Source organism: Pseudomonas mandelii (assembly GCF_900106065.1).
Lineage (GTDB): Bacteria > Pseudomonadota > Gammaproteobacteria > Pseudomonadales > Pseudomonadaceae > Aquipseudomonas > Aquipseudomonas mandelii.
The window spans coordinates 6,189,159-6,214,450 of the sequence record NZ_LT629796.1 but is presented as its reverse complement, the minus strand read 5'-3'; the positions used below and the strand labels follow the sequence as shown (position 1 = coordinate 6,214,450).

Annotated in this window: 19 protein-coding genes and 1 pseudogene; 9 read left to right on the top strand and 11 right to left on the bottom strand. The window is 60.5% G+C overall.

The features are described 5' to 3' along the window. The first annotated feature begins 37 nt into the window (after nucleotides 1-37). Nucleotides 38-709, top strand: a complete 672-nt coding sequence (locus tag BLU63_RS28710) for a DUF3313 domain-containing protein (protein ID WP_083376857.1) — start codon at nucleotides 38-40, stop codon at nucleotides 707-709. A 136-nt stretch (nucleotides 710-845) separates the two neighbouring features. Here the strand turns inward: BLU63_RS28710 and BLU63_RS28705 are convergent, their stop codons facing one another. The 7 genes and pseudogenes from BLU63_RS28705 to BLU63_RS28675 form a co-directional block, all read right to left on the bottom strand. Then, on the bottom strand, nucleotides 846-1,841 hold the full coding sequence (locus tag BLU63_RS28705; protein ID WP_083376856.1) for a DUF3829 domain-containing protein: 996 nt from the start codon (nucleotides 1,839-1,841) through the stop codon (nucleotides 846-848). After that, nucleotides 1,838-3,211 carry a J domain-containing protein gene (locus tag BLU63_RS28700; protein ID WP_083376855.1) on the bottom strand — a complete coding sequence of 458 codons (1,374 nt, stop codon included), beginning with the start codon at nucleotides 3,209-3,211 and terminating at the stop codon, nucleotides 1,838-1,840. The genes BLU63_RS28705 and BLU63_RS28700 overlap by 4 nt, the downstream gene beginning before the upstream one ends. Before the next feature lie 146 nt (nucleotides 3,212-3,357). After that, nucleotides 3,358-4,386 (bottom strand): HAD family hydrolase, encoded by a 1,029-nt coding sequence (locus BLU63_RS28695; protein ID WP_010459905.1) that lies wholly within the window; start codon nucleotides 4,384-4,386, stop codon nucleotides 3,358-3,360. Beyond that, nucleotides 4,383-4,652 (bottom strand): annotated as a pseudogene (locus BLU63_RS28690) (hypothetical protein); the annotation flags it as partial. The gene BLU63_RS28695 and the pseudogene BLU63_RS28690, both read right to left, overlap by 4 nt. 55 nt (nucleotides 4,653-4,707) lie before the next feature. Next, the gene (locus tag BLU63_RS28685) at nucleotides 4,708-6,108 is read right to left on the bottom strand and encodes a DUF1254 domain-containing protein (protein WP_083376854.1); all 1,401 of its coding nucleotides are present in this window, start codon (nucleotides 6,106-6,108) and stop codon (nucleotides 4,708-4,710) included. Nucleotides 6,109-6,124: 16 nt separating this feature from the next. Further along, nucleotides 6,125-6,337, bottom strand: a complete 213-nt coding sequence (locus tag BLU63_RS28680) for a hypothetical protein (protein WP_077749976.1) — start codon at nucleotides 6,335-6,337, stop codon at nucleotides 6,125-6,127. A gap of 322 nt (nucleotides 6,338-6,659) precedes the next feature. Continuing rightward, nucleotides 6,660-7,085, bottom strand: coding sequence for a YciI family protein (locus BLU63_RS28675; RefSeq protein ID WP_010459909.1), 426 nt, complete (start codon nucleotides 7,083-7,085; stop codon nucleotides 6,660-6,662). Nucleotides 7,086-7,580: 495 nt separating this feature from the next. Here BLU63_RS28675 and tpx point away from each other — a divergent pair, with 495 nt between their 5' ends. From tpx to BLU63_RS28640, 7 genes are all read left to right on the top strand, one after another. Next, nucleotides 7,581-8,081: a thiol peroxidase gene (gene tpx, locus BLU63_RS28670; RefSeq protein ID WP_010459910.1), complete on the top strand. Its 501-nt coding sequence runs from the start codon at nucleotides 7,581-7,583 to the stop codon at nucleotides 8,079-8,081. Nucleotides 8,082-8,525: 444 nt separating this feature from the next. Further along, nucleotides 8,526-9,842 (top strand): MdtA/MuxA family multidrug efflux RND transporter periplasmic adaptor subunit, encoded by a 1,317-nt coding sequence (locus BLU63_RS28665; protein WP_083376853.1) that lies wholly within the window; start codon nucleotides 8,526-8,528, stop codon nucleotides 9,840-9,842. Next, nucleotides 9,839-12,943 carry an MdtB/MuxB family multidrug efflux RND transporter permease subunit gene (locus BLU63_RS28660; protein ID WP_010459912.1) on the top strand — a complete coding sequence of 1,035 codons (3,105 nt, stop codon included), beginning with the start codon at nucleotides 9,839-9,841 and terminating at the stop codon, nucleotides 12,941-12,943. Before BLU63_RS28665 ends, BLU63_RS28660 begins: the two co-directional genes overlap by 4 nt. Next, a complete protein-coding gene (locus BLU63_RS28655) occupies nucleotides 12,940-16,047 on the top strand; it encodes an efflux RND transporter permease subunit (RefSeq protein ID WP_010459913.1) in 3,108 nt (1,035 codons plus the stop codon). The genes BLU63_RS28660 and BLU63_RS28655 overlap by 4 nt, the downstream gene beginning before the upstream one ends. Continuing rightward, nucleotides 16,044-17,525: an efflux transporter outer membrane subunit gene (locus BLU63_RS28650; protein ID WP_010459914.1), complete on the top strand. Its 1,482-nt coding sequence runs from the start codon at nucleotides 16,044-16,046 to the stop codon at nucleotides 17,523-17,525. Before BLU63_RS28655 ends, BLU63_RS28650 begins: the two co-directional genes overlap by 4 nt. A gap of 207 nt (nucleotides 17,526-17,732) precedes the next feature. Continuing rightward, nucleotides 17,733-19,832, top strand: a complete 2,100-nt coding sequence (locus tag BLU63_RS28645; protein WP_077749971.1) for a putative bifunctional diguanylate cyclase/phosphodiesterase — start codon at nucleotides 17,733-17,735, stop codon at nucleotides 19,830-19,832. A 136-nt stretch (nucleotides 19,833-19,968) separates the two neighbouring features. Further along, complete coding sequence (locus tag BLU63_RS28640; RefSeq protein ID WP_083376852.1) at nucleotides 19,969-20,715, top strand: SDR family oxidoreductase; 747 nt, start codon at nucleotides 19,969-19,971, stop codon at nucleotides 20,713-20,715. Between the two features lie 166 nt (nucleotides 20,716-20,881). On the opposite strand, the gene mapR is transcribed toward BLU63_RS28640, so the two are convergent. From mapR to BLU63_RS28625, 3 genes are all read right to left on the bottom strand, one after another. Then, complete coding sequence (gene mapR, locus BLU63_RS28635; RefSeq protein WP_010459917.1) at nucleotides 20,882-22,291, bottom strand: GntR family transcriptional regulator MpaR; 1,410 nt, start codon at nucleotides 22,289-22,291, stop codon at nucleotides 20,882-20,884. Nucleotides 22,292-22,422: 131 nt separating this feature from the next. Continuing rightward, nucleotides 22,423-23,850 carry a cytochrome c oxidase accessory protein CcoG gene (ccoG, locus tag BLU63_RS28630; protein WP_083376851.1) on the bottom strand — a complete coding sequence of 476 codons (1,428 nt, stop codon included), beginning with the start codon at nucleotides 23,848-23,850 and terminating at the stop codon, nucleotides 22,423-22,425. A gap of 208 nt (nucleotides 23,851-24,058) precedes the next feature. Then, on the bottom strand, nucleotides 24,059-24,292 hold the full coding sequence (locus tag BLU63_RS28625; protein ID WP_010459921.1) for a DUF3203 family protein: 234 nt from the start codon (nucleotides 24,290-24,292) through the stop codon (nucleotides 24,059-24,061). Nucleotides 24,293-24,417: 125 nt separating this feature from the next. Between BLU63_RS28625 and BLU63_RS28620 the strand changes: the two genes are divergently transcribed. Then, on the top strand, nucleotides 24,418-24,930 hold the full coding sequence (locus BLU63_RS28620; protein WP_010459923.1) for an MgtC/SapB family protein: 513 nt from the start codon (nucleotides 24,418-24,420) through the stop codon (nucleotides 24,928-24,930). Nucleotides 24,931-24,940: 10 nt separating this feature from the next. On the opposite strand, the gene BLU63_RS33115 is transcribed toward BLU63_RS28620, so the two are convergent. Further along, nucleotides 24,941-25,108, bottom strand: coding sequence for a hypothetical protein (locus BLU63_RS33115; protein WP_167362284.1), 168 nt, complete (start codon nucleotides 25,106-25,108; stop codon nucleotides 24,941-24,943). Nucleotides 25,109-25,292: the final 184 nt, after the last annotated feature.

Sequence of the window (25,292 nt, the reverse complement as noted above, 5' to 3'; positions counted from 1 at the left end):
GCAATACCGTTGTCGGCCTTCTGACAGGAGTTACAGCATGAAGCTTGCGTTAATGATGAGCACGTTGTGCATTGCCTCGATCGGGGTGGTGGGCTGTGCCAGCAAAGTCGTAGAGCCGGACCAGTATTCAGGTTTTCTCAAGGACTACAGTCAACTCAAGGAAGCCAAGTCACCCTCGGGCGCGACAGTGATGCGCTGGGTCGATCCCAAGCTCGACATCCGTCAATACACCAGCGTCTACATTGAGCCGACCCAGCTCTATCCGAAACCACAACCGACGGTGAAAATCCCCCAGGCGACCCTCAACGGCATCACCGGATACTACGACCAGGCGCTGAAGCGCGAGGTGGGTAAATCCCTGCCATTGGCTGCAGGTCCTGGTCCGGGCGTGATGGTGGTGCGTGCCGCGATTACGGCGGTAAGCAGCAAGACAGAAGGGCTGAAACCTTATGAAGTGATCCCGATTGCGCTGGTGGCTGCGGCGGTCAGCACGGCCAGCGGTATTCGTGATCAGGAGACCGATCTGGCCACCGAAGCGGTGTTCCTCGATGGCGGCAATAAGCATGTGTTAGCCCAGGTCGTGCGCAAGGGCACCGGCAAGCCGCTGGAAAACGAGTCTCAGGTGATGAAGGCCGATGACGTGAAGGGCGTGATTGATGGTTGGGCGTCGGATTTGCACCAGTCTTTTCTAAAGCTTAAGTCCAAGTGATGCGTTGACGCTTGATGGTCGCTTCGCGGGCAAGCCTCGCTCCTACGCTATTGAGTCGTTAGTCAACTTTATGAACGACCTGATCCTGTAGGAGCGAGGCTTGCCCGCGAAGGCGGCCTCAAGAACAACACATCACTCAATAATCAGCACGCGCCAGCCGGTTGTAATGGCTGATCACCGAATCATATCCACGCGTCACCGCATAAAAATCATCACTCAACCGCTGTGGTTCAGCCTTGTTCTTCCAGTCCTTGTGCAGCGCATTCAAGGCATCCAGATACTTCTGTGTCGGCCTGGCGATGTGCGACCAGAGATAACTGGGTGCTTCGTTACGGTTTTGCGTTTCCTGCATATGGCGTTGGCCGAACTGCTGCAGGAAATCCCAGGCCAATTGCAGTTCAGCGATGGCTTTAGCCAGTGCCTGCGGCGTCAGGCTTCGATTGTTCACGCCCTCCGTTACAAGGTTCAGCGTGTCCTTGGCCTGGATCATGTAGGCCAGCAAATACCAGTGAATGTCCTTGCCCAGGCGCGTTTCGATCAGTTTGAGTTGCTCGCGCCGCTGTTCAAGGTCCAGCGCTTCAACCTGCTGCCTCAGTACCGTTGACGCCGTGAGGTAGTCCTCGGCCCTGGGTCTGAATTGATCGGCAAAGGCGGGCTGCACCTCACTGATGGCGGTCGAAAAACGCGCCTGTCGGTAAAAGGTGATTTGCTGCGTAAAGGGCGTCACTTGCTGTAATGCCTGTGCGTAGGCATCGGCTTTCAACGCCAGTGTTGGGTCGTAGTCCAGCAACTTGAGTTTTTCGCTGATTTTCGGCGAACAGATATCCCTTTGAATGGCGGGTGCATCACGGGCACCGTTGTCGTCGAAATCATGCTGGTTGGTGATCCAGTCTCGCACCGGTTCCGCAGGTTGCTTCGGCGATTTGTACAGTGCGTAGGCGACCCGCCAATGCACGTCGACCCGGTTGATGCAATCGATCACCGGGCTCAGGGCATTGGCCTGTGCGGTGAGCGGAGCGTCGTGTTGATCCAGCCACAAATCGATGCGGGCGACGAATGTCGAAGAGCCGGCCAGCCCCATCAGGATCAGCATCACAAGGCTCGCCACCGGGAATAGCCATTTCGGGTTCATGGCTGTTTCTCCTGGCCGTACCACTGCTCAACAGTGGCCGGTGCGTTGCATTCGCTGGCGGTGGCCGGCATCCGGCTGCACAAGCGTTCGGTCCACTGTTGCAGGCCCTGGTTGCGGTTGACCGTACTTTGGCTTGAGATCACTTTGAACACGCCGAGTACTAAAACCAGCACCAAAATGCCCGCGCCCATCAGGCTGCGTTTGAGCAAGGGGCTGGCGTGTTGCCAGGAAACGTGCGGTTTGACCTTCCGTCGGCGTATAAGTCCGACACTCATCAGTGTTGTGATGTAAACGATGCTGCCGACCACGCCATACACGGTGCCAATGCCCGCCGCCATCGCAATGCAGGGAATCAAGTCGCGCAGCACTCCAAACGGCAGGGGCATGAGCGAGGGCGAAAGGCGCACACTCAATCGATCGTCCAGCCACCAAAAGCGATGGGCAACGTGCGCCGTCAGCCAGTTGAGTGCCCATCCGACGACCGCGAATATCACCGACCAGAACACCGTGACGCCGATCAATTCGCCCAGACGCGTGCCCAACGGCGCGAACTGAATAAAGGTGCCGACCAGACAGGCCAGGACAATACCCAGGTAAATCGGCCAGCTGTCATAGGTATGTTCCCAGTCACGCCAGAAGAACGGCGTACCGCCGGGCAGGTCTGCGCAGATGTCGGGGTGGTTGGCGTACAACGCAGAGCTCAGCTTTCGACAGTGCACCCAATCGTCTTCGCGCAAGCGTCGGGCCAGGGCTCGGCGCTGACTGAATGGGCCCGGCGCCAGCAGCAAGTGGGCGGCGCGATGCTCTGGCGTGGCAGCGGGTTCTGCGGCGAGGCGTTGTTGCCGGGCCAGAAATATCGGCGCTTCACGACGCTCCGCCAAGCGCTCGCGCTGTAGCGACAGTTCTACAATCAGTTCTTCGTCCAGTTCCAGGCGCTGCCAGAGACTGAACCAGTGAAAGGTTTCCATTGCCCATTCGAGCAGTGTTTCACAGGTCTCGAAGTGTTCGACGCAATGCCTGAGCACGGCGTCTTCCATCACATCGGCCGCGCCATGTTCGAGGGCGGCGGCATAACGTTGTTCGAGCTCGACACGGCTGACACCGTCCAGCGAACGGGTGACCCGTTGCAGCGTGTCGACTTCCACCACCGACAGCCCGCTCAGGTCCCACGGGGCATCGTTACCCGAGTCATCCTCGCGCAACTGCTCCCATTCCTTGATGCTCAGCGCTTGCTCATACGCCTCACGCAGACGCTGAAAGCCCTCTGGGTCTTCATCCGGGCGCGTCTGTTTGAGCAGGATTGCGTATTGGCGTTTGATACTGCGTGTATCGGCATCGGCCGGGAGGCCAAGGGTGGTCCAGCAACTCATTGCGTGTGCAACTCCATGAAAACCCGGGACGCGTCCACTAGTGGCAATTTGATTTTGCGCACCCTACCTGTTTCCCGTCGAAAAGTCCTCGGGTCTTACCGTCAGTCACCGACAAACGTTTACTGCAGTCCGGCGTAACGCTTTTTTTATTGCACTTGCTCGGGAGCGGGCGCATCGAATGGATAGATCTGGCGCCATTCGGATGCCATATCCACAATCGTCCAGCCACGGGTTTTGGCTTCGTCCAGGGCCTTGTCCAGACGTCCGATCTGCGATTGACGGTCATAGGCCCATTCGCGCTTGGCGTCGGTGTGGTGCACCAACCCCATGAAGCGTTTGCCCGGCCCGGCGGCGGTCCACTGCAGCATTTGCAGGTCGCCATCGGAGTTGCCGAACGCGAGGATCGGCCGGCGCCCGATCACCGCGTCGATGCTTTCCGGTTTGCCCGGGCCGTCGTCGTTGTGGGCCAGTTTCGGGGTGCGCACGATCGAGGCCTTGCCGTCCTTGAACTGGAACGCGGTGACAAAGGTGGTGCCGATCACTTGCTCGGGTGGAATGCCGTAGACCTTCTCGGCAAAGGCGCGCATGAACGCGGTGTCGCCCCCGGAGACGATGTAGGTCTTGAAGTCCTGGCTGCGCAGGTAATCGAGCATTTCCAGCATCGGCTGGAAGATCATCTCGGTGTACGGCTTGCCGGTTTTCGGATGTTTGGCTTGGCTCAGCCAGGTCTTGGCGTAGTCATCGAAGGCGTCGGTGGTCATGCCGGTGTGGGTGGCGCCGAAAATCTTCAGGATGCCGTCCATACCGGTGGCAGCCAGGGCCTGGTGATCGTTTTCCAGCACGGCTTTGAAGGGCTGGGTGGTTTTCCATTCCGGGTGTTGCGGTGCGGTGCGCTTGACCTCTTCGAGGGCAAACAGCAACTCGAAATACATCGGCTGTTCGCTCCACAACGTGCCGTCATTGTCAAAGACGGCGATGCGGTCCTCGGGTTTGACGAAGTCCTTGCCGGACTGGTCGGTGACAGTCTGGACGAACTCGATGATGCTTTTCTTCGATGGGCCGTCGTTCCACGAGGGCAAGGGTTCGGCTGCCAGGGCCAGCAGCGGCATGCTCAAGACCAGCGCAAACAGAAGCCTCAGCCCATGGCGTCGGCGGGTCGACATCAGGTTTGTCATGGGAAGTCCTTCTCGTGAATAGGGTTGAGTGGGCGCAACGCGTCAGCTGCCGGGGGCGGGTGGTGACAGGTCTGACTATGCAGCGTAGCCAAGGATTTCTTCAGTTGGCGCAGCGCCTGATCTTCGGTCGGTTGCCGGCTGTAACAGGCGCGCAACAGGTTTTGCAGGCGCGGGCCGAGGTTGCCCGGTTTCAGGCCCAGGCGGCTGCGTCTGCCCCAGAGGTACAGGGCGCTCAGTTGTGCCGGTTTGCCATCGATCTGCACCGGAGTTTTGCACCGGGTGTGTCGGTCGGGGTGCTCCTGCGGTCTATGGGGTGGGAATTCATGGTTTAGCAGGCACGGGGTTTAGCGGCGGAATTTGCCACTGGCCGCTGGTGACTTCCGGTTTAGGCAGGTAAAGGCGCAAGACCCCATAGAACGGGCCTTCCGGCGCAGGCAGCCAGTTGCTTTGCAGGTCCTTGGCCGGTGCACTGTTTTGCAGATAAAGGGTCAAGCCACCGTCGGTGTCGAGCTTGAGATCGGGCAGCATCCGCGAATTGATCAGGTAGCGATTCAACGGGTTGGTCACCAGCAACTTGTTCTTGCTGTCGTACATCGTCAGCGACCAGAACGCATCGGCCGGGGGCAGGGCGCCTTTGTCGAAGTGCAGGGTGTAATCGTGTTTCGAGGCGTCGAGCGGCTTGCCGTCCTTGTCGACGAAATAGCCGATGTAATTGGCCTCTTCGGCCGAGTTGCCGAAAATCCCCAGGTTGGCGCCAGCGTAGCGGTACAGGTAATTGCCCTTGAGGTGATCGCGAGTGCCGTAGAAATCGCCGCTGGTGACCTCGTGAGTATCGACTTTGTCTTTCTTGAATCGGGCGAATTCGGCCTTGGCATCACTGATACCGTCTTCCAGGGCCTGGCGTTGTTCTGCGGTGAAGTCGTGCAGGTTGAAAGGCTCGCCGGCCTCGATGCCGATGGTCTTGAAGCGCGCGAGCAAGTCCTTTTCCGCGTCCTGCGCCGGGGCGAAGGCCAGCATGAAGTTAAGGTAGCGGAACAGATCAGGGGTATCGCTCATGGTCGGGGTGGGTTTGGGCCAGGCAACCTTCGGCGCGGCGGGTGGGGCCTTTTGCTTGACGTAGTGGCTCAGCGTTTCGACCTTGTAGCCTTTCTGAATCTTCTTGACCTGGGCCAGGTCCTTTTCATCGAACAGCTGCGTGCGATACAGGGCGTAGGCGATGTCGGTTTCGCTGCGCAGCAGTCGATCCATTTTTACCGGTTGCTGACCCTGCCAGTTGGGGCCGGCGACCATGAAATGCCCGCCGTTGTTGCCCGTACTGCGGGTGCCCAGGTACGCAAAGTTTTGCGTGTAGGCGTCGATCAATTGCACGGAGTAGTAACGGTGCTCGTCGATGGGCGGCAAAGTCAGCACCACTGGTTCGGCGCGCAGGTCCATCCACACAAAGGAGTAGGGCGTGTCGGCGTTGGGTGTGACGAACGCAGTGTCCTTGGCGGTGAACGCCTTCGCGGTGTTGCCGATCCGGTTGAACGGCGCCTTGAAGTTCGCGCTCTTCGTGTCAACCGCTTGGGAGTAGAGGGTTTTGTACATCTCCACCACCGGAAATCCGTACAGGTAGGCTTCCTTGGCGATGCCCCGGGCGTCTTCGGGAGTAGCAGTGAAGTCGGCCCAGGCGCTGGTGCTCAGGGCGAGCGAGAGCGCGGTGAGCAACAGGCGGTTAGTCATAGTGAACCCTTGGGCGTCATTTCACCGCTGTGACGGCGTCGAGTACCGGACGGGATGGGGGGTCGATCGCCATAGAACCCGTGTAGAAACAAAGGATCGCTTCTTGGGCCGGCAGACTGTTTTCCAGCGCAGCCTTGCGGATTTGGGTATCGAGGTCCTGGGCACCGACGCCGCAACTGACGAACATGGTCATCAGGCTGTAGCCGGCCAAGCGAATTGCACAGTGCATACGAGACTCCTATTTACCGAAAGGCAGTTGTGTCGCGGTTGCCACTGCTGCGTAATCTCTTTCCTATCAAGCCTGTATGACATGTTTGTTGAAGTTAGCAGCTAACGTCGGATTCGCCAGCCGGACGGGGGCTTTGGAAGTTTGTTCAGGTTTTCGGTATTTTTTGTGCATTGAAATTGAATGCAAACCTGAGGCTTGGGTGATGTGGCAGAAAAGCCATCGCGGGCAAGCCTGGCACCTGCAAGAGAGCGCGGTGTGGTGATCGACTTGCCCGAGAAAGGTGTTGATGAGGTGGCGCTGGACGCTTAACCCCCTGCAATGTTCAGCGCTTTTTCATCTGCTCGCGTATCCGTTCTTCCTGCTCACGCAGTTGCGGAGTGAATTCCTCGCCGAAATCTTCCGCTCCGTATATAGGGCGGATCTCGATCTCCGCTTCGGTGCCCGGCATCGGATTGGGGCAGCGTTTGACCCACTCGATCGCTTCCTCTTTCGACTTGACCTCCCAAATCCAGTAACCGGCGATCAGCTCCTTGGTTTCGGCGAACGGGCCGTCGATGACCGTGCGTTTTTCGCCGGAGAAACGCACCCGGGCGCCTTTGCTGCTCGGTTGCAGGCCGTCGCAGTCGATGAGGATGCCGGCCTTGGTCAGTTCCTCGTTGTAATTGCCCATCGCTGTCATCAATTCCTCGGTGGGCAGCACACCGGCCTCGGAGTCCGGGCTGGCTTTCACAATGATCATGAATCGCATGGTTTTATCTCCGCTGGAGGGTGGGTGATTCACTGTCTAGTCGAATGGGCGTGAGCCGAATCGACAGGCAATGTGTGAAATATAGAGGCGGTGGCTGCCTTTCATCTTGAACACCGGGTGAAGGCGGGAGAGGGCGGTACGCTGTACACCGGCTGCGCGAACTGTTCGGCTGTCGCTGGTGCGTTGATATGTGCCGGATTTTCGAGGCGCGGCACCAAAATGTGCTGCGGTTGCTGAGACAGTGGGTGCGCATCCGATCCTGTGGGAGGTCGCCTGCTTACGATAGCGGACCGACATTCAAAATGAATATCGACTAATACACCGCTATCGCGAGCAGGCTCGCTCCTACAGGTTTCTGTGTCGTTTGGAAGAGTTGTATCCAGTTTAGGGGGCGACACTTCACAATTTGTATCCGGGCATAGGTCGTCGGGCCATTTCGTGGTTAACTTCGGCCTCTTCAAAATTCTCCACAACAACGTCAGAAGGACTCCGTTCATGGCTCAAGTCACTCTTAAAGGCTCCCCGGTTCAAGTCAACGGCCAACTGCCACAAGCCGGTTCCAAGGCGCCAGCCTTTTCCCTGGTTGCCGGCAATCTGTCCGACGTGACCCTGGCGAACTTCGCCGGCAAGCGCAAAGTGCTGAACATCTTCCCAAGCGTCGACACCCCGACCTGCGCCACTTCGGTACGCAAGTTCAACGCCCAGGCCAACGACATCGCCAACACCGTGGTGCTGTGCATCTCCGCTGACCTGCCGTTCGCTCAAGCTCGCTTCTGCGGCGCCGAAGGCCTGGAAAACGTACAGAACCTGTCGACCCTGCGCGGTGCCGAGTTCATCGAGAACTACGGCGTGGCCATCGCTGACGGCCCGCTCAAAGGCCTGACCGCCCGTGCCGTCGTGGTACTGGACGAAAACGACAACGTTCTGCACAGCGAACTGGTCAAGGAAATTGCTGAAGAACCGAACTACGAAGCGGCACTCGCCGTTCTGAAATAAGGTTACTTTTACAATTGTTAACGGCCTGAGGGGGCGTTCTCAGTTAATTTCCCCGCCGCGTTGTCGCCTTAAAGCGGGCCAGGCAAGGCGCAGGCCGCTGGGAATGGTTGTTCCCTTTCCAAGGCCTGCAACGCAGGCTGGCCCGCTTTAAGGCAAAACCCGAAGGGCCGGGCCTGCTGTTGTGCAGGGCTGCGTTGCTCGAAGCTTATTTGGAATGACCAAACCACGCTTCTCGCGCCTTGGCCTGCACAACAGCAGACCCGGCGCGGCGGGGTAATTAGCTGAGAACGCCCCCTCTGTCCAGGCCGTTTTCATTTGTGCTTCAGTGTCTTAGATAAATCTCCTGTTACGTAAGCCGAAGGTAAATTGCCGGTAAAGGCGCTTTGCTTAATACCCACCAGTGCTTATCGTTCAGCCTCCTGTAGAAAGAAGCTCACGCGCCCAATGGTTGATCATTCCATGCAATCCTCCGCTTCCCGTAATCCTCGTCGCTGGCTGCTCGGCCTGCTTGTCCTGTTGGTCATCGCTGGCCTGTGCTGGAAATTCTGGCCCGCCGGCACTGCCAATAAGGACGGAGCTGCGCCGAAAGCCGTGGCCGGCCACACCGGCAAGTCGGGGGGGATGCGTCCTGGCTTCGGCGGGGCGACCGGACCGATCCCGGTGCGCGTAGCGCCGGCGGTAAAGGGTGATTTTCCGCTGTACTACAAGGCACTGGGCACCGTTACCGCACTGAACACCATCAATGTGCGCAGTCGGGTTGGCGGCGAACTGATGAAGATTTCCTTCGAAGAAGGGCAGATGGTCAAGGCCGGCGACCTGCTGGCTGAAATCGATCCGCGCCCTTACCAGAACGCCTTGCTCCAGGCCGAAGGCACGCTGCTGCAGAACCAGGCACAACTGAAAAACGCGCAGGTCGACGTCGAGCGTTATCGCGGCCTGTTCAAGGAAGACAGCATCGCCAAGCAAACCCTGGACACCGCCGAAGCACTGGTCGCCCAGTACCAGGGCACGGTCAAGACCAATCAGGCGGCGGTCAACGACGCCAAGCTCAATCTCGAATTCACCAGGATCCGCGCCCCGATTACCGGGCGCGTGGGTCTGCGGCAGCTGGACGTCGGCAACCTGGTGGCGGCCAACGACACCACGGCGCTGGTGATCATCACCCAGACCCAACCGATCAGCGTCGCCTTCACCTTGCCGGAAAACAGCCTCGACATCGTCCTGGCACGCTACCGCACCGGCGCCAAATTGCCGGCCGAAGCCTGGGACCGTGGTGACACCAAGTTGCAGGCCACCGGTGTGTTGCAGAGCCTGGACAACCAGATCGACGTGACCACCGGCACCCTGAAATTCAAGGCACGCTACGAGAACCGTGATCAGGCGCTGTTCCCCAATCAGTTCGTCAACGTCCACCTGCTCGCCGACACCTTGAAAGACGTGGTGCTCGCGCCATCGGCGGCGATTCAGTTCGGCACTAACGGCACCTTTGTCTACGCCATGGACGGTGACAAGAAAGTCGCGATCCGCCAGTTGAAAGTCGGTGCCAGTGACGGTGAAAACACGGTGATTACCGAAGGCCTGGCGCCTGGGGACCGAGTGGTCCTCGAAGGCACCGACCGCCTGAAGGAAGGCAGCGAAGTGGAGGTGGTCAACGACACCAAGGACGTGCCGACCACCCCGACCGGGCACCTGCAAGGCAAGTCGGCAGCCAGCTCGGCTGAGCCGGCGACCAACGACAAGGCGAAAAAGGGCGGCGCATGAACATCTCGCGGCTGTTCATCCTTCGCCCGGTCGCCACCACGCTGAGCATGCTGGCCATTATCCTGGCCGGCGTGATTGCTTATCGGCTGCTGCCGGTGTCGGCATTGCCTCAGGTGGATTACCCGACCATCCGCGTCATGACGCTGTATCCCGGCGCCAGCCCGGATGTCATGACCAGCGCCGTGACCGCGCCGCTGGAGCGTCAGTTCGGGCAGATGCCCGGCCTGACTCAGATGGCGTCGACCAGTTCCGGTGGCGCGTCGGTGCTGACCCTGCGTTTCAGCCTCGACATCAACATGGACGTCGCCGAACAGCAGGTGCAGGCCGCGATCAACGCTGCGACCAATCTGCTGCCCAAGGACCTGCCGGCACCGCCGGTGTACAACAAGGTCAACCCGGCGGACACCCCGGTGCTGACCCTGGCCATCACCTCCAAAACCATGCTGTTACCCAAGCTTAACGACTTGGTCGATACGCGCATGGCGCAGAAAATCGCCCAGATCAGCGGCGTCGGCATGGTCAGCATTGCCGGCGGCCAGCGCCAGGCGGTGCGGATCAAGGTCAACCCGGAGGCGTTGGCGGCCAATGGCTTGAACCTGTCGGATGTGCGCACCCTGATCGGCGCGTCCAACGTCAACCAGCCCAAGGGCAACTTCGACGGCCCGACCCGGGTCTCGATGCTCGATGCCAACGACCAACTGACCTCGCCGAAGGACTATGCCAACCTGATTTTGGCCTATGCCAACGGCGCGCCGCTGCGCCTCAAGGACGTGGCCGAGATTGTCGACGGCGCCGAGAACGAACGCCTGGCGGCATGGGCCAATGAAAACCAGGCGGTGTTGCTGAACATTCAGCGTCAGCCCGGCGCGAACGTTATCGAGGTGGTCGACCGTATCAAGGCCTTGCTGCCGAGCATCACCGACAACCTGCCGGCCGGCCTTGACGTCACGGTCCTCACCGACCGCACCCAGACCATCCGCGCCTCCGTCACCGATGTGCAGCACGAATTGCTGATCGCCATCGCGCTGGTGGTCATGGTCACGTTTCTGTTCCTGCGCCGGTTCAGCGCCACGATCATTCCGTCGGTGGCCGTACCGCTGTCGTTGATCGGCACATTCGGCGTGATGTACCTCGCCGGTTTCTCGGTCAACAACCTGACCTTGATGGCCCTGACCATCGCCACCGGTTTCGTGGTGGACGATGCGATCGTGATGCTGGAGAACATTTCCCGGTTTATCGAAGAAGGGGACAGTCCCCTTAATGCGGCGCTGAAGGGCGCCAAGCAGATCGGCTTTACCCTGATTTCCCTGACCCTGTCTTTGATCGCGGTACTGATCCCGCTGTTGTTCATGGCGGACGTGGTGGGGCGCTTGTTCCGCGAATTCGCCATCACCCTGGCGGTGGCGATCCTGATTTCCCTGGTCGTGTCGCTGACCCTGACGCCGATGATGTGCGCACGGTTGTTGAAACGTGAACCCAAGGAAGAAGAACAGGGCCGTTTCTACCGGGCCAGCGGCGCGACAATTGATTGGATGATCGCGGCTTACGGCCGCAAGTTAAAGTGGGTTCTCAAGCATCAACCGCTGACGCTGATGGTAGCCATCGGCACCCTGGCGCTGACCGTGTTCCTGTATTTGATCGTGCCCAAGGGCTTTTTCCCGGTGCAGGACACGGGCGTTATCCAGGGCATTTCCGAGGCGCCGCAGTCGATTTCCTTTGCGGCGATGAGCGAGCGGCAGCAGGAACTGGCCAAGGTGATCCTGGCCGATCCGGCGGTGGAGAGCCTGTCGTCCTACATCGGTGTCGACGGCGACAACTCGACGCTCAACAGCGGTCGCCTGCTGATCAACCTCAAGTCCCACAGCAACCGCGACCTGAGCGCCACCGAAGTGATCGCCCGTCTGCAACCGGAACTGGACAAGCTGGTTGGCATTCGCCTGTTCATGCAGCCGGTGCAGGACTTGACCATTGAAGACCGTGTCAGCCGCACGCAATACCAGTTCAGCATGTCTTCGCCAGATTCCGAGTTGCTCAGCCTGTGGAGCGGTCGCCTGGTGGACGCACTGACGCAACGCCCGGAGTTGACCGACGTCGCCAGCGACTTGCAGGACAAGGGCTTGCAGGTCTATCTGGTGATTGACCGCGATGCAGCGTCGCGGGTCGGCGTATCGGTGTCGAACATCACCGATGCGCTGTACGACGCCTTCGGCCAGCGGCAGATTTCCACCATTTACACCCAGGCCAGCCAGTACCGCGTGGTGCTGCAATCGCAGTCCGGCGAGAAGATCGGCCCGGATGCGTTGAACCAGATTCACGTCAAGACCACCGACGGCGGGCAAGTACGCCTGTCCAGCCTGGCGCGCATCGAGGAGCGTCAGGCGCAACTGGCGATCACTCACATCGGCCAATTCCCGGCCGTGATGATGTCCTTCAACCTCGCACCCGGCGTGGCGCTGGGGCACGCGGTGGAAATCATCGAACAAGTGCAAAAAGACATCGGCATGCCGATTGGCGTGCAGACCCAGTTCCAGGGCGCCGCCGAGGCATTCCAGGCATCGTTGTCGAGCACCTTGCTGCTGATTCTGGCGGCGGTGGTGACCATGTACATCGTGCTCGGCGTGCTCTACGAGAGCTACATCCACCCGATCACCATTCTCTCGACCTTGCCCTCGGCGGCGGTCGGCGCCTTGCTGGCGTTGTTGTTGAGCGGCAATGACCTGGGCATGATCGCGATCATCGGCATCATTTTGCTGATCGGCATCGTGAAAAAGAACGCGATCATGATGATCGACTTCGCCCTCGACGCCGAGCGCAATCAGGGCATGGACCCGGAAACCGCGATTTATCAAGCGGCGCTGCTGCGTTTCAGGCCCATCCTGATGACTACCCTGGCGGCATTGTTTGGTGCGGTGCCGTTGATGCTGGCCACCGGTTCCGGCGCTGAATTGCGCCAGCCGTTGGGCCTGGTGATGGTCGGCGGTTTGCTGCTGAGTCAGGTGCTGACGTTGTTCACCACGCCGGTGATCTACCTGTATTTCGACCGTCTCGGTCGGCGCTGGGGTCGCAAGTCTGAAGCCGCGGAAGCGGTAGAGCAGCCATGAACCTGTCCGGACCTTTCATCAAGCGGCCGGTCGCGACCATGCTGCTGAGCCTGGCGATCATGCTGCTGGGCGGCGTGAGCTTCGGCCTGTTGCCGGTGTCGCCGTTGCCGCAGATGGATTTCCCGGTGATCGTGGTCCAGGCCAGCTTGCCCGGCGCCAGCCCTGAGGTTATGGCCTCGACCGTGGCCACGCCGCTGGAACGCTCCTTCGGCGCCATCGCCGGCGTCAACACCATGAGCAGCCGCTCCAGCCAGGGCTCGACCCGGGTGATTTTGCAGTTCGACCTCGACCGCGACATCAACGGTGCGGCCCGGGAAGTGCAAGCGGCCATCAACGCCTCGCGCAACCTGCTGCCGAGCGGGATGCGCAGCATGCCGACCTACAAGAAGGTCAACCCGTCCCAGGCGCCGATCATGGTGCTGTCGCTGACCTCCGACGTGCTGGAAAAAGGCCAGCTCTATGATTTGGCCTCGACGATCCTGTCCCAGAGCCTGTCCCAGGTGCAGGGCGTCGGTGAGGTGCAGATCGGCGGCAGCTCCTTGCCGGCGGTGCGCATCGAACTCGAACCCCAGGCGCTCAACCAGTACGGCGTGGCCCTGGACGATGTGCGCAACACCATCGCCAATGCCAACGTGCGCCGGCCCAAGGGCTCGGTCGAAGACGGCCAGCGGCTGTGGCAGGTGCAGGCCAACGATCAACTGGAAAAGGCCAAGGATTACGAATCGCTGATCATCCACTACGCCGACGGCGCGGCATTGCGCCTGAAAGACGTGGCCAAGGTCAGCGATGGCGTCGAGGACCGTTACAACAGCGGCTTCTTCAACAATGACGCGGCGGTGCTGCTGGTGATCAACCGCCAGGCCGGTGCGAACATCATCGAGACGGTCAACGAAATCAAGGCTCAGCTGCCGGCGTTGCAGGCGGTGCTGCCGGCCAGCGTCAAGCTGAACCTGGCGATGGACCGCTCGCCGGTGATCAAGGCGACGTTGCACGAAGCGGAAATGACCCTGCTGATCGCCGTGGCGCTGGTGATTCTGGTGGTGTTCCTGTTCCTCGGTAACTTCCGCGCCTCGCTGATTCCGACCCTGGCGGTGCCGGTGTCGCTGGTCGGCACGTTTGCGGTGATGTACCTGTACGGGTTCTCCCTGAACAACCTGTCGCTGATGGCGCTGATCCTGGCCACCGGGCTGGTGGTGGACGACGCCATCGTGGTGCTGGAGAACATTTCCCGGCACATCGATGAAGGCGTGCCGCCGATGAAGGCCGCCTACCTGGGGGCTGAGGAAGTCGGCTTCACGTTACTGTCGATGAACGTCTCGCTGGTGGCGGTGTTCCTGTCGATCCTGTTCATGGGCGGGATTGTCGAAAGCCTGTTCCGCGAGTTTTCCATCACCTTGGCAGCGTCCATCGTGGTCTCGCTGGTGGTCTCGCTGACGCTGACGCCGATGCTCTGCGCCCGTTGGCTCAAGCCGCACACGCCGGGGCAGGAAAACCGTTTGCAGCGCTGGAGCCAGCGGGCCAACGAGTGGATGGTCGGCAAATACGCCACCAGCCTCGACTGGGTGCTGCGTCACCGCCGGCTGACCTTGCTCAGCCTGATCGTGACAGTCGGTGTTAACATTGCGTTGTATGTCGTTGTTCCTAAAACGTTTATGCCGCAACAAGACACCGGCCAACTCATCGGTTTTGTGCGCGGCGACGACGGTCTGTCGTTCAGCGTCATGCAGCCGAAAATGGAAACGTTCCGCCGTGCCGTGCTCAAGGACGATGCGGTGCAAAGCGTCGCCGGGTTCATCGGCGGCACCAACGGCACCAACAACGCCTTCATGCTGGTGCGCTTGAAGCCGATCAAGGAACGCAACATTTCCGCGCAGAAAGTCATCGAGCGCCTGCGCAAGGAAATGCCCAAGGTCCCTGGTGCGCAGTTGATGCTGATGGCGGACCAGGACTTGCAGTTCGGCGGGGGGCGTGAACAGACCACTGCGCAGTATTCCTACATCTTGCAAAGCGGTGATCTGGGCGCATTGCGCCAGTGGTACCCGAAAGTCGTCGCCGCTTTGAAAGCGTTGCCAGAGTTGACGGCGATCGATGCCCGTGAAGGTCGGGGCGCCCAGCAAGTAACGCTGATCGTCGACCGCGATCAGGCGAAACGCTTGGGGGTCGACATGGACATGGTCACCTCGGTGTTGAACAACGCCTACAGCCAGCGGCAGATCTCGACGATTTACGACAGCCTCAACCAATACCAGGTGGTGATGGAGGTCAATCCGAAATACGCCCAGGACCCGATCACGCTCAAGCAGGTGCAAGTGATCACCGCTGACGGCGCGCGGATTCCGCTGTCGACCATCGCGCACTATGAAAACAGTCTGGAAGATGACCGGGTCAGCCATGAAGGCCAGTTCGCCTCCGAAAGCATTGCCTTCGACATGGCGGAAGGCGTCACGGTGGAGCAGGGCAGCGCCGCCATCGAGCGCGCAGTTGCCAAGGTGGGCCTGCCGGAAGATGTCATTGCGAAAATGGCCGGCACCGCCGATGCCTTCGCCGCCACCCAGAAGAGCCAGCCGTGGATGATTCTCGGCGCGCTGGTGGCGGTCTATCTGGTGCTGGGCGTGCTGTACGAAAGCTACATTCATCCGCTGACCATTTTGTCGACATTGCCGTCAGCCGGGGTTGGCGCGTTGCTGTCGATCTACGCGCTGGGCGGCGAGTTCAGCCTGATTTCGTTGCTCGGGCTGTTCCTGCTGATCGGCGTGGTCAAGAAAAACGCCATCCTGATGATCGACCTCGCGCTGCAACTGGAGCGCCAGCAGGGCCTGGCGCCGCTGGAGTCGATTCGCAGTGCCTGTCTGCAACGTCTGCGGCCGATTCTGATGACCACCCTGGCGGCGATCCTCGGCGCGTTGCCGTTGCTGTTGGGTCGTGCCGAAGGCGCGGAAATGCGTCAGCCGCTGGGCCTGACCATCATCGGCGGGCTGATTTTCAGCCAGGTGCTGACCCTTTACACCACCCCGGTGGTTTACCTCTATCTCGACAAACTGCGCCATCGCTTCAACAAATGGCGTGGCGTGCGTACCGATGCTGCTCTGGAAACTCCGCTATGACTGACCGTTCGCTTATCAATCTGGCCACGCCACTGGCAGCCGCCCGGGGCTCGCGTTTGTTGAGCCTGGCGCTGTGCGTGGCGATGCTCAGCGCTTGCGCTGTCGGCCCGGACTATCAGCGCCCGCCAGCCGCCGCGCCGGTGCAATACAAGGAAGCCGCCGGCTGGCGTCAGGCCAGCCCGAGTGATTCACTGGCCCGTGGTGCCTGGTGGGAGTTGTATGGCGATCAGCAGCTCAACGGCCTGATCGAAAAACTCAACCGCTCCAACCAGACTGTCGCCCAGTCTGAAGCCCAGTACCGTCAGGCCCAAGCCTTGGTGCGCAGTGCCCGGGGCGCGTTTTTTCCAACGGTGGACCTTACAGTCGGGAAAAATCGTTCCAGCCAGGGCACCGGCAGCAGCAGTTCGAGCCTGACCAGTTCCTCCAGCGGGATTCGCGACACCTACACTGCGCAGGCCGGGGTCAGTTGGGAGGCGGATATCTGGGGCAAATTGCGTCGGGGCCTGGAAGCCGACACCGCCAACGCCGAAGCCAGCTTCGCCGACCTGGCAGCGATGCGCCTGAGCCAGCAATCGGAGCTGGTGCAGAACTACCTGCAATTGCGGGTGATCGACGAACAGAAGCGCCTGTTGGAAGCGACCGTCGAGGCCTATCAGCGTTCGCTGAAAATGACCGAAAACCAGTACCGCGCCGGTGTCTCCGGCAAGGACGCGGTGGCCCAGGCGCAGACTCAGCTTAAAAGCACCCAGGCGGACATGGTCGATCTGATCTGGCAGCGTGCCCAGTTCGAGAACGCCATCGCGGTGCTGATCGGGCTACCACCCGCCGAGTTCAGCCTGGCCGAAACCAAGACCATCCCGGCATTGCCTGAAGTGCCGCTGGGCCTGCCGTCGCAGCTGCTCGAGCGTCGCCCGGACATCGCTTCCGCCGAGCGTTCGGTGATGGCGGCCAACGCCAACATCGGCGTGGCCAAGGCCGCCTACTACCCGGACCTGACCCTGAGCCTGAACGGCGGTTACAGCAGCAGCACCTATGCCAACTGGATCAGCGTGCCGAACCGCTTCTGGTCGGTAGGGCCGCAACTGGCCATGACCCTGTTTGATGGCGGCCAGCGTTCGGCCGAGGTCGATCGCAGTGAAGCGGCCTACGACGAAACCGTCGCCAAGTACCGCCAGACCGTGCTCGATGGTTTCCGCGAGGTGGAAAACTATCTGGTGCAGCTCAAGGTGCTGGAAGACGAAGCCGGCGTGCGCCAGGAAGCACTGGATGCTGCGCGTGAATCCCTGCGGTTGACGCGAAATCAATACAAGGCCGGATTGATTGCTTACCTGGACGTGGTAGTCATCCAGGCCACGGCGTTGAATAACGAACGTAACGTGTTGAGTCTGTTACAGAGCCGCTTGATCGCCAGTGTGCAGTTGATTGCAGCGCTGGGCGGTGGTTGGGACGGGGCGCTTCAAGTCAGCGAAAACAAATAGCCCTGACCCCCAACCCCTTTGTTGATCGTTCCCACGCAGAGCCTGGGAACGATCAACTTGAGCCTTTGGGGCGATCAAACAAGCGTTTCATCGGGTTGATGGCCATTTGATTACTTTGTCAGTGCGTTCTTTTGCGCAATCAGTACAATCGCCCGATTTGCCCTGCCGAGAACGGAAGCAGTACGGGGGGCGATCGCGAGAAGTCACATGCTCATCGGTAGCTATTCCCCCACGCTGGTTATCATTTCGCTCTGTGTAGCGATTCTCGCCTCCTATACCGCGCTCGACCTGACCGAACGCATTGCCACCGCCAAGGGCCGTGCCGTGTTCCTTTGGACCGCGGGCGGCGCCTTTGCCATGGGCGTGGGCGTGTGGTCGATGCACTTTATCGGCATGCTCGCGTTCACCTTGCCCATCGATCTGGGTTACGACTTCAGCCTTACGTCCCTGTCGCTGCTGACCGCGATCCTGTCCTGCGGTTTTGCCCTGTGGCTGGTCAGTCAGCCCCGGTTGCCGTCCTGGCAACTGGCGTTCGGCGCGCTGATCATGGGCGCCGGGATCAGTGCCATGCATTACACCGGCATGGCCGCCATGCGCATGCAGCCGGGCATCGATTACGACCCGACGCTGTTTGGTGCATCGCTGCTCATCGCCGTCGGTGCTTCCGGCGCCGCGTTATGGATCGCCTTCCGCCTGCGCCAGCACACGCCGTATGTGGGCCTGTTTCGCGCCGGTGCGGCGGTGATCATGGGCCTGGCCATCGTCGGCATGCATTACACCGGAATGGCCGCGGCACGCTTCCCGGACGGCAGTTTCTGTGGGGCCGCCCTCAGCGGCTTGAACGGCAAAGGCCTCGACAACCTGGTGCTGATCACCACGCTTGCGGTGTTGAGCATCGCCTTGTTGACCTCGGTTCTCGATGCGCGTCTGGAAGCCCGTACCGCGGATCTTGCGCGCTCGTTGACGCAAGCCAATCGTGAACTGACCCAACTGGCCCTGCACGACACCCTGACCGGCTTGCCCAATCGCATGTTGCTGGCCGACCGTATCGAACAGGCCATGTCCAAGGTTCAGGAGCAGGGCGGTTGCTTTGCGCTGATGTTTATCGACCTCGACGGCTTCAAACCGGTGAACGATGCCTTCGGCCACCACATGGGCGATCAGTTGCTGCGCGAGGTCGGTTTGCGTCTGCGCGAAGACATGCGCAGTCAGGACACCTTGGCGCGGATCGGCGGCGATGAATTCGTCCTGCTGGTACGCCTCAGCGAGCCAAATGACGCGCTGAACGTCGCCGCGCGGCAGGTCGGGCTGATCGGCAGTTCGTTCCGGGTCGCCGAGCAAGACCTGCAGATTTCCGCCAGCCTTGGCATCGCGCTGTACCCGGGCAACGGCCAGACCGCCCAGGAATTGCTGATGAACGCCGACGCTGCGATGTACCACGCCAAGGGCGCCGGGAAAAACGGCTACAGCTTCTTCGACGCCTCGATGAACAGCAACGCGCGCAAACAGCTGCAACTGCTCCAGGATTTGCGCAATGCTCTCGATCAGCAGCAGTTCAGCCTCTATTACCAACCCAAGTTCGACGCCAGCAATGGTCGTCCGGTGGGGGCCGAAGCGCTGCTGCGCTGGGAGCATCCGACCCAGGGCATGCTGCTGCCGGACAAGTTTATCGAGCTGGCGGAAAGGACCGGGCTGATCATTCCCATTGGTGAATGGGTGCTGAACGAAGCCTGCCGCCAGATGCGCGAGTGGTACGTGCTCGGCTACACCGACTGGCGCATTGCGGTGAACCTCTCGGCGTTGCAGTTCTGCCATACGGGCCTGGTCAAGAGCGTCTCCAACGCCTTGGCCCGGCATCAGTTGCCGGCCAACAGCCTGACCCTTGAAATCACCGAAACCACCGCCATGAGCGATGCCGACGCGAGCATGACGGTGCTTCAGGAACTTTCGGACATGGGCGTCGATCTGTCCATCGATGACTTCGGCACGGGTTATTCGAGCTTGATGTACCTCAAGCGCCTGCCGGCCAATGAGCTGAAGATCGACCGCGGTTTTGTCCGCGATCTGGAACACGACAGTGACGACGCCGCCATCGTGTCCGCCATCGTCGCGCTCGGCCAGGCGCTGGGCTTGCGCATTGTCGCCGAAGGCGTCGAGACCGGTGTCCAGCAAGACTTCCTGACCAAACTCGGTTGCGATTCGTTGCAGGGCTACCTGCTCGGGCACCCGCTGCCGGCGGATCGCTTCATGGCCGACATCGTCCGTGGTGAACGATGGGTGCCTGTGGCCGCTGTCGAGCCTGCCTGATCGTGAGGGGCGACGGCGTCTACAGAGACCCCAATGCACACAGCGTTGGCGAGTTCAGTTGATGTGAGTCCATGCAAAAGCCGGCAATGGAGGTTATTCTTGCCCCCGATTGCTTACGCGTGAAGGGGAAGTCAACATGGACAAAGTCATTGTCATCACCGGCGGCGGCCGTGGTATCGGCGCGGCAACCGCGCTGTTGGCTGCAGGGCTTGGTTATCGGGTCTGTATCAACTATCAGTCCGACGAATCGGCTGCACAAAGCGTCCTGGGGCAAGTTCGGGCTCTGGGTGCTCAAGCCATTCTCGTGCGTGCCGACGTCAGCATCGAAGACGAAGTGATCAGTCTGTTCCACCGCGTGGACACCGAACTGGGGCGCGTCACGGCGCTGGTGAATAACGCCGGCACCGTGGGTCAAAAATCCCGCGTCGATGAAATGTCCGAGTTCCGCATTCTCAAAACGCTCAAGACCAACGTCCTGGCACCGATCCTCTGCGCCAAGCACGCGATCATGCGCATGTCGCCCAAGCATGGCGGGCAGGGCGGCAGCATCGTCAATGTGTCCTCTGTAGCCTCGCGTCTGGGCTCACCCAACGAGTACGTGGATTACGCGGCGTCAAAAGGCGCGCTGGACAGCTTCACCATCGGCCTGTCCAAGGAAGTGGCGGGCGAGGGCATTCGCGTCAACGCGGTGCGGCCAGGCTTTATTTACACCGACTTCCATGCGCTGAGCGGTGACCCGGATCGGGTCAGTAAGCTGGAATCGGCGATCCCGATGGCCCGCGGTGGACGGCCGGACGAAGTGGCCGAGGCGATTATCTGGTTGCTGTCGGACAAGGCTTCTTATGCGACCGGGACTTTTGTTGACCTGGGCGGTGGGCGTTAATCCTTAAGATTTGTATTGTCCGGCCCGGCCCGGCCCGGCCCGGCCCCTTCGCGAGCAGGCTCGCTCCCACAATGGATTGATGTGAACACAGTATTTGTGAACGACACTAAATTCCTGTGGGGGCGAGCCTGCTCGCGATGACGGTAGCCCAAACGACATCAACGCTTCAGAACGACCGCACTATCCGCCCCAACGTCTCCATCGCCTTCTCCGAATCCTCGGTCCACGGGCTGCCATAATTCAGCCGGATACAATTCCTGAACCGCTGCGTCGGTGAAAAGATCGGCCCCGGCGCGATGCTGATGCCTTGCGCCAGTGCCATCTGGAACAACTTCAGCGAATCCATCTGCGGCGGCAGTTCCAGCCACAGGAAGTAGCCGCCGGCCGGTTGGCTGACACGTGTCTGCGCCGGAAAATAGCGGGCGATGGCGGCGAGCATGGCGCTTTGCTGTTCTTCCAGTGCGTAGCGCAGTTTGCGCAGGTGCCGGTCGTAGCCGCCGTGTTGCAGGTAGTCGGCGATAGCGGCCTGGGCCGGCATCGAGGCGCACAGCGAAGTCATCAGTTTCAGCCGTTCGATCTTCTGCGCATATCGCCCGGCGGCGACCCAGCCGATGCGGTAGCCGGGGGCGAGGCTCTTGGCGAAGGAACCGCAATGCATCACCAGCCCTTCGGTATCAAACGCCTTGGCCGGTTTCGGCGCCTGCTGGCCGTAATAGAGTTCGGCGTAGACGTCGTCCTCGATCAGCGGCACCTGGTGGCTGCGCAACAGCTCGACCAGCTCCTGCTTCTTCGCCTCGGGCATGGTCGCGCCCATCGGGTTCTGGAAACTGGTCATGCACCAGCACGCCTTGATCGGGTGGCGCTCCAGGGTTTGCGCGAGCACGCCCAGGTCGATACCGTCGCGCGGGTGCACCGGGATCTCGACGGCTTTGAGTTTCAGCCGTTCCAGGATTTGCAGGCAGGCATAGAACGCTGGCGCTTCAATGGCCACCAGGTCGCCGGGTTCGGTGACCGCTTGCAGGCACAGGTTCAGGGCTTCCAGCGCGCCGTTGGTAATCAGCAGTTCTTCCATCGGCAACATCAGGCCGCCGACCATGTAGCGCAGGGCAATCTGGCGCCGCAGCTGCGGGTTGCCCGGCGACATGTCGGTGACGACCATGCGCGGGTCCATGTCCCGTGCGGCGCTGGCCAGGGAGCGGGACAGGCGCTGCAACGGGAACAGGGTCGGGCTGGGAAAGGCCGAGCCGAAGGGCACGGTGGTCGGGTCCTTGATCGAGTCGAGGACCGAAAACACCAGCTCGCTGACGTCGACTTCGGTGGATTCATTGACCTGGCTGCTGATCACCGGCTCCGAGAACGGGCTCGGTGCGTGCGCGTTGACGAAATAGCCGGAACGCGGCCGGGCGCGGATCAGGCCACGGCGTTCGAGCAGGTAGTAGGCCTGGAACACGGTGGACGGGCTGACCCCGTAAGTCTGGCTGGCATAGCGCACCGACGGCACGCGCTGGCCAGGACCCAGGACGCCGGAGCGAATCAGTTCAGCGATGTCTTCGGCGAATTTTTCGTAGCGTTTCATCGAGTGCCTGGATTGGTGTTTTTTCAGTGAAATCGAGGTGACTTCTTCGCGGGCAAGCACCGCTCCTACAGTCAGCACGAAACCGAAGGAGCGAGGCTTGCCCGCGAATGGCAGCACCGCAGTCTAAGGGATCAACGGTTCATCGGCGCAACAAACCGGCTCTTGGCCACGCTATAGATGTCCGGTTCGTCACTGTCGACAATCTTGAAACTGATCGTCTGCGAGCTGCTGCTGGGGCGTTCGGCGGTCATGGCCACTGACACGGGTACATCGACAATCTCACCCGGCGCCAGGCTCAGCTCGGTCTTGCCTTGCAGCACGAAGCCTTCGCCGTCCACCAGGCTCAGCCGATAGTCCTGACGCAGCTGGGTCTTGTTGATGACCTTCAAACTGTAGATGTTTTCGATCTGCCCCTGGCTGTTCTCTCGGAACAGGCCGCGGTCCTTGCTCACGTCCAGCGACACCATCGACCGCTCGACCAACGCCAGGGCGAGGGCGCCGATCATCACCAGCAGCACCGCGGTGTAACCGATCAGCCGCGGCCGTAGCAGATGAGTCTTGCCCCCTTGCAACTCATGCTCCGAGGTATAGCTGATCAAGCCACGGGCATAGCCCATTTTGTCCATGATCGAATCGCAGGCGTCGATACACGCCGCGCAGCCGATGCACTCCATTTGCAAGCCGTCGCGTATGTCGATCCCGGTCGGGCAGACCTGCACGCACAGCTGGCAATCGATGCAATCACCCAGGCCCACCTCGGCCGGTTTCACCTCGCGTTTGCGCGGGCCACGGTTTTCACCACGGGCCACGTCGTAGGAAATGGTCAAGGTGTCCTTGTCGAACATCACGCTCTGGAATCGCGCATACGGGCACATGTGCATGCACACCGCTTCACGCAGCCAGCCGGCATTGATGTAAGTCGCGCCGGTGAAAAACAGCACCCAGAACAGACTGACACCGCCCATCTGCAAGGTCAGCAGCTCTTCGGCCAAGGGCCGGATCGGCGTGAAATACCCCACAAAGGTCAGCCCGGTGAGCAGACTGATGGCCAGCCACAGTGTGTGCTTGGCCGAGCGGCGAATAAGTTTGTTCAGGCCCCACGGCGCGGCTTGCAGCTTGATGCGCTGGTTGCGTTCGCCTTCGGTGAACTTCTCGCACCACATGAAGATCCAGGTCCAGGAACTCTGTGGGCAGGTGTAGCCGCACCAGACCCTGCCGGCGAACACGGTGATTGCGAACAGGCCGAACGCGGCGATGATCAGCAGCGCCGAAAGCAGGATGAAGTCCTGGGGCCAGAAAGTTGCACCGAAGATGTGGAATTTGCTTTCGGAAAGGTCCCAGAGCACCGCCTGACGGTCACCCCAGTTCAGCCACACGGTGCCGAAGAACAGCAAAAACAGAACGCCCGCACCGCTCAGACGCAATGTGCGGAACAGGCCGGTGAAGCTTCGGGTGTGAATCAGGTTGTCGCTGGACTTGGCCTTTATCTTTGGACGCAAAGGCTCGGTTTTTATAAATGAGGCAGGTTCTACGATTCGGACGGGGATTCTTTCGCTCATGGTCTTTCGCTCATCAGCCTCCATCAGGCATGAGCACTATGACCAGCGATCTGTTTGCATAACAGACTCAGGTATTGCAATAAAAAGCGGATCAGATGGGGATTGATCCGCTGCCCGCGACAACTTGATGCACCCCGTCACAGCAGGGCGCAGACGCCTATATCAGGCGCTTGATCAGGCGCTTGCGGGGCTTGTTGATCGGGGTCAGTCAAATCACCGAATCACTGTCGGTAGCCTTCAAATGCTTACGGCCGTCCACTGCGCCTGCTACGGTCAATGCATCGGCTTCTGCTTCGGTGATGTACACGCGCTGGCCGTTGAGTTCCACCGCCGACATGGCTTTTTCCGAGTCGGTGATGATCGTGACGTCGGGGCACAGACGAATTTCTTCGCCGTTCTCGGTGATGAAGAAGCAGGTCTGGCTTTCGATGCGCACAGTCATGGCGATGTCCTTTTTTTAGCGGGTTCTAAACTGTTAGGGCGCATCCGGCGGACATCGTTCTGTGCAACCGATTAATGGTCGGCGCGGTCCATCCTCCCATAACGATCAATCACAAGGATTGCACCATGAACGCCTGGTGGCACGAGGTTTGGGTAACGCTGCAAGCGGAGTTCGCCGACATCGGCGATGCGTCACAACTGACGCGTATAACCGTGAGATTACTGATGGCTGCGATCTTGGGCGGCATCCTGGGTTTCGAGCGTGAGCAAAAGGGCAAGGCCGCCGGCGTGCGTACGCACATGCTGGTAGCGCTGGGAGCTGCGTTGTTTGTGCTGGTGCCACAGATGTCCGGCTCCCAGGCCGATGCCATGAGCCGGGTGGTGCAAGGCGTGATCGCCGGGATTGGCTTCCTCGGCGCCGGCACCATTCTGAAAAACCAGGAGGGCGATGAAGGCCACGTAAAAGGCCTGACCACCGCCGCCGGTTTATGGCTGACCGCCGCCATCGGTGTCTCGGCCGGGCTGGGCCGCGAGGCGACGGCGGTGTTTAGTACGCTGCTGGCGTTGGCGATTTTCAGCGTGATGCCGAGGATCGTGCAAATGCTCGACAGGGACAAAGACGAGCAGGAACGGCCCTAGATCGCCATCGTCACTCAGGCGAGACGATCACCGGCGGCATCGTGCTCGGTGGTTCTTCCCGGGGTGGCGGCGTAGTGCCAGGCGGTTCCTTCTCAGGCACCGGTTGCGGTTCGGTCGGCGGAATGGTCGGGGTGTCGATGTTCGGATCGGGTGTCTCGGCAGGGATTGGAATACTCATCGTTGAAGCCTCCAGTGGCACATGGCGTAAGTCGTGCTTAAGTGAGTTGACCGTCACGCAAGGGATTTGATTCCGCAGCAAATGGGCGTGAACTTTTCCCCGCGCTTGTCGCTCGGAACCTAAGTGAGTTCATTTCGGACCCGACGGGTTTCGTGTGAAAGACGACCAGACACAAGAGCGTCCA

Excerpts from the sequence above, each read along its gene's own strand:
- BLU63_RS28640 (WP_083376852.1), top strand. The coding sequence starts at position 19,969 with ATGGACAAAGTCATTGTCATCACCGGCGGCGGCCGTGGTATCGGCGCG.
- BLU63_RS28700 (WP_083376855.1), bottom strand. The coding sequence starts at position 3,211 with ATGAGTTGCTGGACCACCCTTGGCCTCCCGGCCGATGCCGATACACGC.
- BLU63_RS28660 (WP_010459912.1), top strand. The coding sequence starts at position 9,839 with ATGAACATCTCGCGGCTGTTCATCCTTCGCCCGGTCGCCACCACGCTG.
- BLU63_RS28710 (WP_083376857.1), top strand. The coding sequence starts at position 38 with ATGAAGCTTGCGTTAATGATGAGCACGTTGTGCATTGCCTCGATCGGG.
- BLU63_RS28665 (WP_083376853.1), top strand. The coding sequence starts at position 8,526 with ATGGTTGATCATTCCATGCAATCCTCCGCTTCCCGTAATCCTCGTCGC.
- BLU63_RS28680 (WP_077749976.1), bottom strand. The coding sequence starts at position 6,337 with ATGCACTGTGCAATTCGCTTGGCCGGCTACAGCCTGATGACCATGTTC.
- BLU63_RS28650 (WP_010459914.1), top strand. The coding sequence starts at position 16,044 with ATGACTGACCGTTCGCTTATCAATCTGGCCACGCCACTGGCAGCCGCC.
- BLU63_RS28655 (WP_010459913.1), top strand. The coding sequence starts at position 12,940 with ATGAACCTGTCCGGACCTTTCATCAAGCGGCCGGTCGCGACCATGCTG.
- mapR (WP_010459917.1), bottom strand. The coding sequence starts at position 22,291 with ATGAAACGCTACGAAAAATTCGCCGAAGACATCGCTGAACTGATTCGC.
- BLU63_RS33115 (WP_167362284.1), bottom strand. The coding sequence starts at position 25,108 with ATGAGTATTCCAATCCCTGCCGAGACACCCGATCCGAACATCGACACC.
- BLU63_RS28705 (WP_083376856.1), bottom strand. The coding sequence starts at position 1,841 with ATGAACCCGAAATGGCTATTCCCGGTGGCGAGCCTTGTGATGCTGATC.
- BLU63_RS28695 (WP_010459905.1), bottom strand. The coding sequence starts at position 4,386 with ATGACAAACCTGATGTCGACCCGCCGACGCCATGGGCTGAGGCTTCTG.
- tpx (WP_010459910.1), top strand. The coding sequence starts at position 7,581 with ATGGCTCAAGTCACTCTTAAAGGCTCCCCGGTTCAAGTCAACGGCCAA.
- ccoG (WP_083376851.1), bottom strand. The coding sequence starts at position 23,850 with ATGAGCGAAAGAATCCCCGTCCGAATCGTAGAACCTGCCTCATTTATA.
- BLU63_RS28675 (WP_010459909.1), bottom strand. The coding sequence starts at position 7,085 with ATGCGATTCATGATCATTGTGAAAGCCAGCCCGGACTCCGAGGCCGGT.
- BLU63_RS28620 (WP_010459923.1), top strand. The coding sequence starts at position 24,418 with ATGAACGCCTGGTGGCACGAGGTTTGGGTAACGCTGCAAGCGGAGTTC.
- BLU63_RS28625 (WP_010459921.1), bottom strand. The coding sequence starts at position 24,292 with ATGACTGTGCGCATCGAAAGCCAGACCTGCTTCTTCATCACCGAGAAC.
- BLU63_RS28645 (WP_077749971.1), top strand. The coding sequence starts at position 17,733 with ATGCTCATCGGTAGCTATTCCCCCACGCTGGTTATCATTTCGCTCTGT.
- BLU63_RS28685 (WP_083376854.1), bottom strand. The coding sequence starts at position 6,108 with ATGACTAACCGCCTGTTGCTCACCGCGCTCTCGCTCGCCCTGAGCACC.